This is a genomic window from Flavobacterium algoritolerans, from assembly GCF_030010385.1.
In the GTDB taxonomy this organism is placed as follows: Bacteria; Bacteroidota; Bacteroidia; order Flavobacteriales; family Flavobacteriaceae; genus Flavobacterium; species Flavobacterium algoritolerans.
In genome coordinates this window covers 468153-481026 of the sequence record NZ_JASCRZ010000002.1, presented here as the reverse complement: position 1 = coordinate 481026, position 12874 = coordinate 468153, and the positions used below count along the sequence as shown (strand labels likewise).

The window sequence follows — 12874 nt, the reverse complement described above, 5'->3', positions numbered from 1 at the left end:
ATTTTTTTTTATTATTTTTCAATACGTTTAAAATGATTTATTTTTCAACTAAAAAAGTCAAATAAAATAATTTTAACCTTAAAAAAGAAAATCTATTAAAAATGAAAAATATTTTTCTGTTCTCTTTAAAACGTATTCTGATGTGTTGATTATTTCAAACAACTCCTTAAAATTGTCACCGGATGCAATGCTTTTCTGCTAGTTCCGTCAAAAATCTGGTGGCGACAACTGGTTCCCGCCGCAGCAATAGTTGTTGTTGAGTCTGTTGTTCTAATTTTTGGAAACAATGTATCTTCACCCATTTGCATGCTGATTTCATAATGTTCTTTTTCATATCCAAAAGAACCTGCCATACCACAACAACCCGAATTATAAATGGTAACCGAACTATTTTTCGGCACATTTAACATTGCAAAAGTCGCTTCAATCGTACTCAATGACTTTTGATGACAGTGTCCGTGAATTTTTATCGTTTTCTCTTCGTCAGAAAATTGTTCTGCATGAATTTTACCTGAAGTAATCTCATTTTTGAAAAACTCTTCAATCGTAAATACGTTTTTGGCTAATTTTTCAGCACCTTCTTTATCGTCAGCCAATCGAATATATTCATCTCTAAATGTCAATATCGCCGAAGGTTCAATTCCTATCAACGGACAATCAGCAGTAATATAATTCGAAAAAATACCAACGTTTATATTCGCAATTGCTTTTGCTTCTTCGAGAAAACCTTTAGAAATAAACGCTCTTCCGCTTTCTTCATGATCCACCAGAATCACTTCATATCCTAATGTTGTCAATAACTCGTACGCATCGATTCCAACCGAAACATCATAGAAATTAGTGAATTCATCACAAAACAAACATACTTTTCCATTTACAAAAGAATCACTTGGCGCCTGATTCCAATTTTTCTCATACCATTTCCTAAAAGTTTGTGGAGCCAAAAGCGGCACTTCTCTTTTTGGTGCAATTCCCATGCTTTTTTTCACCAAAGGTAAATTCACCATAAAATTAGTAAACCTTGGAGTGATACTTCCCAGTCCATTCAGTTTGGCATTAAAAGCAAAAACTTTATTACGCCATGAAAATCCATTTGCTTTTTGGTATTGGTACAAAAACTCCGATTTTAAAGCTGCCACATCCACATTACTGGGACATTCGCTCGCGCACGCTTTACAACTTACGCACAAGTCAAATACTTTATATAATTCTTCGTGATCGAATTTATTGTCTTTTTCTGAATGCGTCAGATATTCTCTCAACGCATTGGCTCTGGCACGAGTCGTATCTTTTTCATTTCGGGTAGCACGATAACTTGGACACAAAGTCCCACCGGCCGAAGGTAATTTTCTGCAATCTCCGGAACCATTACATTTCTCTGCGGCACGCAAAATACCCATACTGTCGGAAAAATCCTGAATTGTTTGTATATCCGGTTCTACTCTGCCAGCTTCCACTCTAAGATTTTCATCCATTTTGAAAGCGTTCACAATTTTCCCCACATTCAAAATGGCATTCGGGTCAAAAGCAAGTTTGATTCTTTTCAACAATTCATAATTTTGGTCTCCAATCATAAATGGCAAAAACTCACCACGAACAATTCCGTCTCCGTGTTCCCCACTCAGCGAACCTCTGTATTTTTTAACCAAAATAGCAACTTCGGTAGCAATGTTTCTAAATTGGTGCAGCCCTTCTTTTGTCTTTAAGTTTAAAACTGGTCGCAAGTGAATTTCTCCGGCACCGGCATGAGCATAATAAATCGCACTTTGCCCGTGACGCTCCATCATTGCAGAGAATTCAGCAATATAATTAGGTAAATCACTCAACTCTACAGCGGTATCCTCAATAGAATCGGCCGCTTTATCATCACCTACAATACTTCCTAAAAGTCCGAGACCTGCTTTTCGCAACTCATTTATTTTATCAATATCAGCTCCATAAATTTTTGGCAAAGCATACCCGAAATTATTTCGTTCCAAATCGGCAATCAAATCATTCGCTTGTCTTTCGGCATCTTCCATACTAATATGCGAAGCTACTTCGAGCATGATAACCGCTTTTGGTTCCCCTTGTATAAAAAATCTGTTTTTGACTTGTTCTCTGTTGGTTTTCGTACAATCCAATATCGTGTCATCCATCATTTCACAGGTATACAAATGATGTTTCATCGCAGTAACTACAGCTTCTAAACTTTCCTGAATGGTATGAAAATGAGCCACTACCATAACATTATTTGTTGGTGGTAAATCATCCACTTTCAGCGTTATTTCGGTAGTAAAAGCCAGCGTTCCTTCGCTTCCGCAAAGAAGTTTCCCTAAATTTATCGTATTTTCTGTTCCTCCAAAAAGTTCTGATTTCAATAATAAATCAATTGCGTAACCGGTATTTCTTCTGTGGATTTCAGGTTTTGGAAATTCCTTTATAATCTCTTTTTGGTTTTCTGTATTCGAAAGTTCCTCATATATGGTTTTATAAATGGAGTTTTCTAGCGTGTTCCCTTTTGTTTTTTCAATGAATTCAGCCGAAGTTATTTCTTTAAATACTACCGAAGTTCCATCACTCAAAACCGCTTTAATTTCCACTATTTTATCTCGAGTAACGCCATAGCGTATCGACGTAGTTCCCGATGAATTATTCCCTACCATTCCTCCAAGCATACATCGATTGGAGGTTGAAGTATTGGGTCCAAAAAACAATCCGTGTTCTTTTAAATATAAATTCAGTTCATCCCGAATTACTCCCGGCTGTACAGTGACCGTTTTTTGTGCGGAATCAAAAGCGACAATCTTGGTGAAATGTTTCGAAACATCTACAATTATTCCGTTACCTACTGTTTGACCTGCCAAGGAAGTTCCAGCAGTTCTGGGCGTAATTGAAATTTTATTTTTTGCTGCAAAGCGAATAATTTTAACAATATCCTCCTCTGATTTTGGAATCGCTACAGCAACTGGCATAATCCGATACGCAGAAGCATCTGTGGCATACAATGTTTTATGAAGATCATCATATAAAAGAGTTCCTTCTAATGATTCGGATAATTGCTGTAATTGAGGCGTGATTGACATTTAGTGGAGTAAATTGCTATTATTTTCACAAATATAAATATATACCTTATTATAAGTTAAAAAATCAAATAAGAAAAATTCAAAATATTCAAATCCTTTTATGGTTTGTCAGAAAGTGCATTCAAACGGATTTAGAAAAAATTGGCAAAGAAATTGCGCTGTTAAAATAAGTCAAATTTTAAAACCATTTTAACTGGTAAATTTCACTAAAAAAACTATTTTTGAATACTTTATAAACAAGACTCTAATGAAAAATTACAAGCACACCCTTTTGCTTATTTCGTTCCTTTTACTTTCTTTTTGGAATGGTAACGCACAAGCAATGGCAACAAATCCAAAAAATGAATTTAGAGCCGTTTGGATTGCTACCGTGGTAAATATTGACTGGCCAAAAACCAGTACTGATAATGTAGCCAAACAAAAAGCGGATTATATTGAGATTTTAGACACGTATAAAAAACTAAATTATAATGCCGTAATTGTTCAGATTCGAAGTGTCGGCGATGCTTTTTATCCAACAAAATTAGCACCTTGGTCCCGTTTTTTGACTGGAAAAGAAGGACAAGCTCCAAAACCCTATTTTGACACATTGGCTTGGATGATTGCTGAAACTCATGCCCGTGGATTTGAATTTCATGCTTGGTTAAATCCATATCGTGCTACAATGGATTACAATACCGCACTATTAAGTCCGGAACACGATTACTTCAAACATCCGGACTGGATGATTAAATACGGTGGAAAATATTATTACAATCCCGCATTACCAGAAGTTCAAAAACATTTATTGACCGTTGTGGAAGAAGTGGTTCAAAATTATGACATTGATGCCATACATTTTGATGACTATTTTTATCCGTACAGAATAAAAGGAGAAGTATTTAATGATACCGATTCTTTCAAAAAATATGGAAACGGAATGAGTATAGAGGATTGGAGACGTTCGAATGTGAATACTTTTGTGAAAGATGTTTCAGTTTCTATTAAAAACATCAAACCTTGGGTACAATTTGGTATCAGCCCGTTTGGAGTTTGGAGAAATAAATCTGTGGATCCAAAAGGTTCAGAAACAGAAGCCGGACAAACTAATTATGATGATTTATTCGCTGATCCTCTGGCCTGGATGGAAAACAAATGGATTGATTACCTTGTTCCCCAATTATACTGGAGTATGGATCATCCTAAAGCTTCCTATTCAAAATTATTGCGCTGGTGGTCTGAAAATTCAACAAATACCGCAATCTACATTGGAAACGGAACGTATAAAATCAACATGGATTCTGACAAAAGATGGAATAATCCAAATGAAATTCCGAATCAAATAGACATCACCAGATCCTACAAGAACATTCAGGGAAATGCTTTTTTTAGTGCCAAATCATTTTTGAATAAAAATCAAAGTGTGACTAAATTACTAACAGAAAACCAATACAAATATCCTGCTCTTCCTACTGTGGTTCCTAGTTCCGTGAAAAAAATGGCTATTGTACCCACAGCGAATAACATTTTGATAGATCCTATTTCATCAAGATTCAATGTTACGTATCCTTTGTACAGTAAAGTGCGTTATGTTATGGTTTATGGTGCCAAATTCAATTCAAAAATTGATGTCAACGATCCAAGCCAAATTCTTGATAAAATAGCATTCAAAGACAATGTTGATACTGTGGAAATTGTGATTCCAACATACAAATTAGACAAAAACACAACCTGCGCGATTACATTCATTGATTTTTATGGTAATGAAAGTGACCCAACTTTAGTGAACTTTACGCTATAAAATTTAATCGAATATAATACGCTAAAAATGAAAACAGACAATAGACCTTGGTATTGGATTCCCCTTTTAAACTTTGCTTCCGGATTGCCTTATGCCATTATTATTTCGGTATCGGTGATAATGTACAAAAACCTCGGAATCAACAATGAGGACATTGGGATTTATACCAGTTTACTGTACTTACCTTGGGTAATTAAACCGTTATGGAGTCCGTTTATTGATCTCTATTCGACTAAAAGAAAGTGGTTTTTAAGCATGCAATTGCTCATTTCACTAGCTTTTTTGATTGTGGGTTTAACGATTCCTTTGAGTAATTTTTTCGTTATCAGTTTAGCCGTTTTTTGGGTTGCCGCATTTGCATCTGCCTCTAATGATGTGGCGAGTGATGGATTTTATATGTTGGCTTTAGAAAAAGACCAACAATCCTTTTTCCTTGGAATCAGAAGTACTTTTTACAGACTTTCCATGCTTACCGGAAACGGATTAATCGTGGTTATTGCCGGTTATTTGGAACAAGAATATGGTGATAAACAAAAAGCTTGGTCGTATACGATGGTAGTTGTAGGATTAATTATGACTGTCATTACCATTTATAATTATTTTTCGACTCCGAAAATTGAGGCAAAAATCTCAGAAACAAAAACAGAATCGGTTCCAAATAAGAGTTTCGGAGCTGTTTTTGCAACTTTTTTTCAAAAGAAACAAATTGGTTTAGTGTTGGCTTTCATTCTATTATTCAGATTAGGGGAATCCCAACTATTGAAAATGCTGACTCCTTTTTTAATAGATCCAATAACTGCAGGCGGAATGGGTTTAACCACACAAGATGTTGGTGTTATTTATGGGACTTTCGGTGTGATTTCGCTTACTATTGGAGGAATTTTAGGAGGCATTGTTATTTCTAGAGATGGATTAGGAAAATGGATGTTACCCATGATTTTAGCCATGCACTTACCCATAATTGGATTCATTTTATTGTCACATTTTCACCCTGGCTCCGTTTTCTATATTTATGCAACGGTAATCGCAGAACAATTCGGCTATGGATTTGGTTTTGCCGCTTTCATGATGTATTTAATTTATGTGGCCGATGGAGAATCAAAAACATCTCACTACTCCATTGCAACTGGATTTATGGCATTAGGAATGATGCTTCCGGGAATGATAAGCGGTTATATTCAAGAATATTTGGGGTATGGAAATTTCTTTATTTGGGTGTTTTTGGCAACCATACCGGGATTAATTTTATCCCGATTTTTAATTTTTCCAGCCGATTTTGGAAAGAAATCAGATATTTAATTTTACCATTTAAAGTTGTTTCAGAATGACATTAGAACATAAAATAGGACAATTTTTCTTTCCAGCCGTTTTCATCAATGATACCGAGGAAAATATTCAGGCTACCGAACGATTAATTAGAGATTACAATATAGGCGGATTGACTTTTTTTCATAGCCGAGCCAGTGCCGCAACGAATTATGAAACCAAGAAAAAAGTAGTCCTGAATGATGATAGTTTTCAACGTTTAAAGGAACTCATTATCAGGTATCAAAATTGTGCTACGACTCCGTTATTAATGAGTATCGATGCCGAATGGGGATTAGCCATGCGCGTTGAAAAAACACCTCAATATCCATATGCAATTACCCTTGGTGCTTTGCCTGAAAGTGAAAAACATTTGGTTTACGAAGTGGGGAAACAAATAGGTTTAGACTTAAAATCCGTTGGGATTCATTATAATTTAGCGCCATTGGCGGACATCAATAACAACCCGAATAATCCGGTAATTGGGTACCGTTCTTTTGGTCAAAATAAAGAAAAAGTAGCTGATTTTGCGCTGGAATATCTTAGAGGAATGAATGATGTCGGGATTTTAGGATGCCTCAAACATTTTCCCGGACACGGAAATACCAATGTCGATTCACATTTAGGATTACCGATTTTAAAAGAAACATTGGACGAATTACTAGCCAATGAATTAGTTCCATTTATAAAAGGAATCGAGAATAATGTCGATTCAATTATGATTGGTCATTTGGCCGTTCCAGCTTTGAACGAAGGAAAAGATACTTCGGCGACGTTATCAAAATCCGTGATCGAAACACTTTTGCGCAAGCAATTGAGATATGATGGATTAGTGATTTCGGATGCGTTGAACATGCACAGCGTTTCTAAATTATACGATCAAAAAGGACAATTGGAATGGGAAGCTTTCAATGCCGGAAATGATGTGTTATGCTTTGCCGAAAATGTTCCCGAAGGAATTCAGGAAATCCTAAAAAACGCAACTCCAGAGCGAATTGAAGCCAGTTTTCAACGCATTTGGAAATGCAAACAAAAAGCAGGAATTACTGATGGAAAACTAAGTTTGCCAAACCTTTCAGAAAATGATTTTGATTTTGAAACCACTTCAAAATTAAACCTGAAAATTGCTCAAAACTCCATTACAAAAATAAAAGACAATCACAATACTGTGACCGTTTTTGATGCTAAAAACAGAGAAGATTTCGCCAAAATCAGCATTTATAAAAATACCGACACTGTGTTTTTTAAAAGCTTGACAAACGCTTTGCCTTCCCCAGAATTTAGTTATGAAACTGGAGGTGAATCCGTTTTAAAGGAATTAGAAAAAAATTTAAATAGATTTGACACGCTGGTTATTTCTTTATTTGTTCCAAAGGTAAAACCTTTAAATAATTTTGACATTGAAGACTCCGTACTTCAATTTTTAGGCAACTTATTCACCACCAAAAAATGTGTTTTGTATGTTTTTGGGAATCCATATGCATTACAAATAATTCCAAATCTAGAACATGCTTTGGGAATTGTAGAAATGTATCAAGATTTTGCAGAATTTCAAGAAGCGGCTGCAGAGCAACTTTTGGAAAACACAAAGTGCAAAGGAACTCTTCCTGTGGAGGTTAACTTCCGATAATTAATAATTAAAATCTTTCGAAAATAACAGTATAGTAATTCCCTATTTTGAAATAAATATTTATAATCAACTGCTATTTCTATTTACATACAGTATGACTACTTTTGCGCCATCAAAAAAACAACTAAAAAAGTAAATAAAATGTCATTAGTAGGTAAAAAATTCCCAAGTATTGCAATAGACGCTATCTCTGAAATGGGTGATAATTTAAAAATTAACATTTTCGAAGAAGCTGTAAATAACAACAAAAAAGTACTTTTGTTTTGGTACCCAAAAGATTTTACATTCGTTTGCCCAACTGAATTACATGCTTTTCAAGCAGCCTTACCAGAATTTGAGCAAAGAAATACAATTGTAATAGGTGCTTCTTGTGATACTAACGAAGTACATTTTGCATGGCTAAATACTGCAAAAAACAATGGCGGAATTGAGGGTGTTACTTACCCAATTCTTGCTGATACAAACAGAAACTTATCTAATATTTTAGGAATCCTTGATGTTGAATCAACTAGCTACAGCGAAGATACTGATTCTATCATTATTGAAGGTTCTAATGTAACGTACAGAGCAACTTACCTTATTGATGAAACTGGAAAAATTTTCCACGAAAGTGTAAACGATATGCCATTAGGTCGTAATGTAAATGAATATTTACGTATGGTTGATGCTTATACACACATTCAACAAAAAGGAGAAGTTTGTCCTGCAAACTGGGAAGCTGGAAAAGAAGCAATGAGTGCTGACAGAAAAAGTACTGCTGAATACTTAAGTTTAAACTAATTCAATAACAATGTAAATTGCAATACCAAATTTCAATTAAAACATTGAATATTGCTATTGCAATTGCATTTTGAAATTCAATAAATATGTTAATCGAATTAACCGAAGATACGTTACAGGATTTAATTGCAAAAGACGAGAAAGTAGTCGTTCAATTTTCGGCATCATGGTGCGGAAATTGCCGAATTATGAAGCCAAAATTCAAAAAATTAGCTTCAGAAAACGAAGCAATTACTTTTGCTCTTGTTGATGCTGAGAATTTTCCAGAATCCAGAAAATTAGCTAATGTGAGTAATTTGCCAACTTTTGCCACTTTTGTAAATGGGAAACTGGTAAACGAAACACAAACGAATAAACAAGAAGTGCTAATTGAATTAGTAAACGAAATAGTTTAATGAATTCTTAGTTTAAAGTTTAAAGTTACCTGACTTTATAAATAAGTTTAATGCAAAACTTACAGAGTACACTGCAACAGCAGCTCAAAACCTTAAACCTTTAAAAACCTTAAACTTTAAATTTTTAAAAAATATGAAATTACCCGTAATTAAGCATTTAACGCAGTTTATAGAAGAAAATGATGAAGATTACATCATAGAAACAATCGAAGTTCTGGAAGCAATGACTGAAATTTCGTCATTGAAAGATGAAGAATTAGATGTTATTGGGGAATTAATTTCTAATATGTATGGCGCTTTGGAGGTTAATAAGCTGGTGAAAACCGGAACTGATAAAAAAGAAGCTTTAAACACTTTTATGAAACGTGTTCTGGGATCTATCGATAAATAAAAGAATTTTTAATTCAACAATTATAAAACGCACTCAGCAACGAGTGCGTTTTTTTATTGAACACATTGGAATCTTACGGTTGATAATTTGAACCAAAATGGTAAACTTATCACGACATTTGAGGACAAATTCTTAAATAATTTTCATACTTTTGAACCTCATAAAAAAACAAACACTATGGCTTCAATTACATTAGGCGGTAATCCAGTGCACACTTCAGGTGAATTACCAAAAATAGGAACAAAAATTGCTGATTTTAAATTAGTTAAAACCGATCTTTCACACACTTCGCTAGCGGACTTTGCTGGAAAAAAATTAGTTCTAAATATTTTTCCAAGTGTTGATACTGGAACTTGTGCTGCATCAGTTAGAAGATTTAATGAAAGTGCCAGTACTTTAGAGAATACTACTGTTTTATGTATTTCAAGAGATTTACCATTTGCTCAAAAACGTTTTTGTGGTGCGGAAGGACTTGAAAATGTAGTTAACTTATCTGATTTTTCAGAAGGAAGTTTTGGTAAAACAAATGGTTTAGAAATTACTGACGGACCTTTGGCTGGATTACATTCAAGAGTTATTATTGTTGTTGATGAAAACGGAACAATTACACATACGGAACAAGTTGCTGAAATTGCAGACGAACCAAACTACGAAGCTGCATTAGCGGTACTTTAACAGCATCCGATGGAATTTCAAAAAGATAATACTTTCTTTACCGGGAGATTAAAAAGCGTCACTTATGCTTTTAAGGGTGCCTTAAAATTGATTACCACAGAGCACAGTATTATGGTACAATTTTCAATAGGAATATTGATGACCATTGCCGGGTTTTATTTTGGCATCTCTAAAACGGAATGGCTTTTTCAAACTTTAGCCATTGGTTTGGTGATGAGTATCGAAGGTTTAAATACAGCAATTGAAAAAGTAGCTGATTTTATTCATCCTAATTATCATGAAAGAATCGGATTCATTAAAGATATAGCGGCAGGAGCAGTATTTTTTGCTGCTTTAACAGCGATAGCAATCGGTTTAATCATATATATCCCAATATTACTTTAGATATTATTATAATCCAGAATGGCAAAAATAAAAAAAACAGCTCCTTTAGATAAAAAGAACGACGCTAAAGCCGAGGGAAATAATCCATTAAAAATTACTAAACAACACAAAATTGGTTTTGGTTCTCTTTTGGTATTGTTTTCAATAGCTTTATTATTTGCGTTTATTTCCTTTTTCATTTATGGACAACAAGATCAAAGCGCTGTTAGAGAATTAACTAACAGAGCTGAAATAGTTCACAACTGGTTGGGGAAATTTGGCGCATTTTTAGCTGATTTACTTATTTACAGAGGTTTTGGAATTGCTGCATTTATATTTGTGCGCTTATTTTTCCTAACTGGAATATACATGGTACTTGGCATTTCTTTAGGAAAGCTCAAGAATATTTGGTTTTGGGATTTATTCGTGATTATTATTTTATCTGTTTTATTTGGGTTTTTTGCTACTTCAGCGCCTGAATTAGGAGGGACTGTTGGATATGAATTGAATCTATTCCTGCAGGACTACATTGGAAAAACAGGAACATTATTAATTTTGCTGTTTGGATTAATCATCTATATAATTTTTAAAATCAAACTTTCTCCAGAGAGTATTCAGTCCTTTTTTGATACTACAAAAAAAGAAATGAAGGCGATTCCAATCACTAATCCCCTAAATAATAGCAAAAGTGGTTATAACCTGGAAGAATTTGCTGTTGTTGAAGACGAACTGGATGACATTCATTTAAAAACGAATGGTTCACAATTCGAAATTAACAAAGAAGCCTTGAAACCAACTATCAGTAATTCATCGGATATCAAAAGAGATCCAGTTGCAAAACCGCTTGCTATGCAAGTTACACCAGTTGCAATTCCAGAAGTTATTTCGAATGCTGACGAATCTTTTGTAATAGAATCGGCTCCGGAAGAAGATATTATAGAAGAAAATCTTGCTTCTCGATTGGTTGCTGATTTTGGATTATTTGATCCAACTTTGGATTTATCCAATTACAAATTCCCAACGATTGATTTATTAAAAGAATATTCGACCGGAGGAATTACCATCAACCAAGAAGAATTAGAAGAAAATAAGAACCGAATTGTAGATACGCTTCGCAATTACAAAATAGAAATTGCACAGATAAAAGCGACCGTTGGACCATCAGTTACCTTATATGAAATTGTTCCTGAAGCGGGAATTCGTATTTCAAAAATCAAGAGTCTGGAGGATGATATTGCTTTGTCACTTTCGGCATTAGGAATTCGTATCATTGCTCCTATTCCTGGAAAAGGAACTATAGGAATCGAGGTTCCTAACAAGAATCCAACGATGGTTTCTATGAAAAGTGTTATTGGCTCTGCCAAATTTCAAGAAGCTGAAATGGAATTACCAATCGCTCTTGGAAAAACAATTTCGAACGAAACATTTGTCGTAGATTTAGCCAAAATGCCTCACTTATTGATGGCGGGAGCTACAGGACAAGGAAAATCTGTTGGTTTGAATGCCGTTCTGACTTCTCTTTTGTACAAAAAACATCCAGCCGAAGTTAAGTTTGTTTTGGTCGATCCTAAAAAAGTAGAGCTGACCCTTTTTAATAAAATTGAAAGACATTATTTAGCCAAGCTTCCTGACATGGATGATGCTATTATTACAGATAATGCAAAAGTGGTCAACACATTAAATTCACTTTGTGTGGAAATGGACAACCGTTATTCTTTGTTGAAAGATGCGATGGTGCGTAACATCAAAGAATACAACGATAAATTTAAGGCTCGAAAACTGAATCCTGAAAACGGACACCGCTTTTTGCCATACATCGTTCTTGTAGTGGATGAGTTTGCCGATTTGATTATGACTGCCGGTAAAGAAGTCGAAGTTCCTATTGCACGTCTCGCACAACTGGCGCGAGCTATTGGAATTCACTTAATTATAGCCACACAGAGACCGTCTGTGAATGTAATTACAGGTTTAATAAAAGCCAATTTTCCTGCGAGAATAGCTTTTAGAGTTACCTCAAAAATTGATTCCCGAACCATTCTGGATACTCAGGGCGCCGATCAATTAATAGGACGTGGTGATATGCTTTATACTAACGGAAATGATGTGGTACGGGTACAATGTGCCTTTATCGACACTCCCGAAGTGGAGAAAATCACTGATTTCATTGGTTCACAAAAAGCATATGCAACAGCTTATTTACTTCCTGAGTTCGTTGGGGAGGAAAGTGGCATTAATCTTGATATGGATATCTCCGATAGAGATACTTTGTTTAGAGAAGCTGCCGAAATCATTGTAAATGCACAACAAGGTTCGGCTTCATTGTTACAAAGAAAACTAAAACTAGGCTACAACAGAGCAGGTCGATTGATTGATCAACTCGAAGCTGCAGGAATTGTAGGCCCTTTTGAAGGAAGTAAAGCACGCAGTGTAAACATTCTTGACATGAGTTCTCTTGATCAATTTTTCAACAATGAACAAAACAACTAATAC

10 protein-coding genes are annotated in these 12874 nt (G+C 34.9%); 9 read left to right on the top strand and 1 reads right to left on the bottom strand.

Features of this window, described 5'->3' with window-relative positions; all coding sequences use genetic code 11:
* Positions 1-149 precede the first annotated feature (149 nt).
* Complete coding sequence (locus tag QLS65_RS07690; RefSeq protein ID WP_282716419.1) at positions 150-3065, bottom strand: FAD-binding and (Fe-S)-binding domain-containing protein; 2916 nt, start codon at positions 3063-3065, stop codon at positions 150-152.
* 247 nt (positions 3066-3312) lie between these two features.
* On the opposite strand from QLS65_RS07690, the gene QLS65_RS07685 reads away from it, so the two are divergent.
* The 9 genes from QLS65_RS07685 (at position 3313) to QLS65_RS07645 (ending at position 12871) form a co-directional block, all read left to right on the top strand.
* On the top strand, positions 3313-4845 hold the full coding sequence (locus tag QLS65_RS07685) for a glycoside hydrolase family 10-like protein (protein ID WP_282716417.1): 1533 nt from the start codon (positions 3313-3315) through the stop codon (positions 4843-4845).
* Between the two features lie 27 nt (positions 4846-4872).
* Positions 4873-6144: an MFS transporter gene (locus QLS65_RS07680; RefSeq protein WP_282716415.1), complete on the top strand. Its 1272-nt coding sequence runs from the start codon at positions 4873-4875 to the stop codon at positions 6142-6144.
* A gap of 25 nt (positions 6145-6169) precedes the next feature.
* Complete coding sequence (locus QLS65_RS07675) at positions 6170-7780, top strand: glycoside hydrolase family 3 protein (RefSeq protein WP_282716414.1); 1611 nt, start codon at positions 6170-6172, stop codon at positions 7778-7780.
* 141 nt (positions 7781-7921) lie between these two features.
* A complete protein-coding gene (locus QLS65_RS07670) occupies positions 7922-8560 on the top strand; it encodes a peroxiredoxin (RefSeq protein WP_282712651.1) in 639 nt (212 codons plus the stop codon).
* A gap of 86 nt (positions 8561-8646) precedes the next feature.
* Positions 8647-8955, top strand: a complete 309-nt coding sequence (locus tag QLS65_RS07665) for a thioredoxin family protein (RefSeq protein WP_099715180.1) — start codon at positions 8647-8649, stop codon at positions 8953-8955.
* Between the two features lie 133 nt (positions 8956-9088).
* Positions 9089-9346, top strand: a complete 258-nt coding sequence (locus QLS65_RS07660) for a DUF6952 family protein (RefSeq protein WP_091172168.1) — start codon at positions 9089-9091, stop codon at positions 9344-9346.
* A gap of 177 nt (positions 9347-9523) precedes the next feature.
* A complete protein-coding gene (gene tpx / locus QLS65_RS07655; protein ID WP_282716410.1) occupies positions 9524-10021 on the top strand; it encodes a thiol peroxidase in 498 nt (165 codons plus the stop codon).
* 9 nt (positions 10022-10030) lie between these two features.
* Complete coding sequence (locus QLS65_RS07650; RefSeq protein ID WP_099715178.1) at positions 10031-10405, top strand: diacylglycerol kinase family protein; 375 nt, start codon at positions 10031-10033, stop codon at positions 10403-10405.
* Positions 10406-10423: 18 nt separating this feature from the next.
* The gene (locus QLS65_RS07645; protein WP_282716408.1) at positions 10424-12871 is read left to right on the top strand and encodes a DNA translocase FtsK; all 2448 of its coding nucleotides are present in this window, start codon (positions 10424-10426) and stop codon (positions 12869-12871) included.
* Positions 12872-12874 lie beyond the last annotated feature (3 nt).

Bases quoted from the DNA above. Each gene is read 5' to 3' on its own strand.
- QLS65_RS07690 (WP_282716419.1), bottom strand. From the start codon at position 3,065: ATGTCAATCACGCCTCAATTACAGCAATTATCCGAATCATTAGAAGGA.
- QLS65_RS07685 (WP_282716417.1), top strand. From the start codon at position 3,313: ATGAAAAATTACAAGCACACCCTTTTGCTTATTTCGTTCCTTTTACTT.
- QLS65_RS07680 (WP_282716415.1), top strand. From the start codon at position 4,873: ATGAAAACAGACAATAGACCTTGGTATTGGATTCCCCTTTTAAACTTT.
- QLS65_RS07675 (WP_282716414.1), top strand. From the start codon at position 6,170: ATGACATTAGAACATAAAATAGGACAATTTTTCTTTCCAGCCGTTTTC.
- QLS65_RS07670 (WP_282712651.1), top strand. From the start codon at position 7,922: ATGTCATTAGTAGGTAAAAAATTCCCAAGTATTGCAATAGACGCTATC.
- QLS65_RS07665 (WP_099715180.1), top strand. From the start codon at position 8,647: ATGTTAATCGAATTAACCGAAGATACGTTACAGGATTTAATTGCAAAA.
- QLS65_RS07660 (WP_091172168.1), top strand. From the start codon at position 9,089: ATGAAATTACCCGTAATTAAGCATTTAACGCAGTTTATAGAAGAAAAT.
- tpx (WP_282716410.1), top strand. From the start codon at position 9,524: ATGGCTTCAATTACATTAGGCGGTAATCCAGTGCACACTTCAGGTGAA.
- QLS65_RS07650 (WP_099715178.1), top strand. From the start codon at position 10,031: ATGGAATTTCAAAAAGATAATACTTTCTTTACCGGGAGATTAAAAAGC.
- QLS65_RS07645 (WP_282716408.1), top strand. From the start codon at position 10,424: ATGGCAAAAATAAAAAAAACAGCTCCTTTAGATAAAAAGAACGACGCT.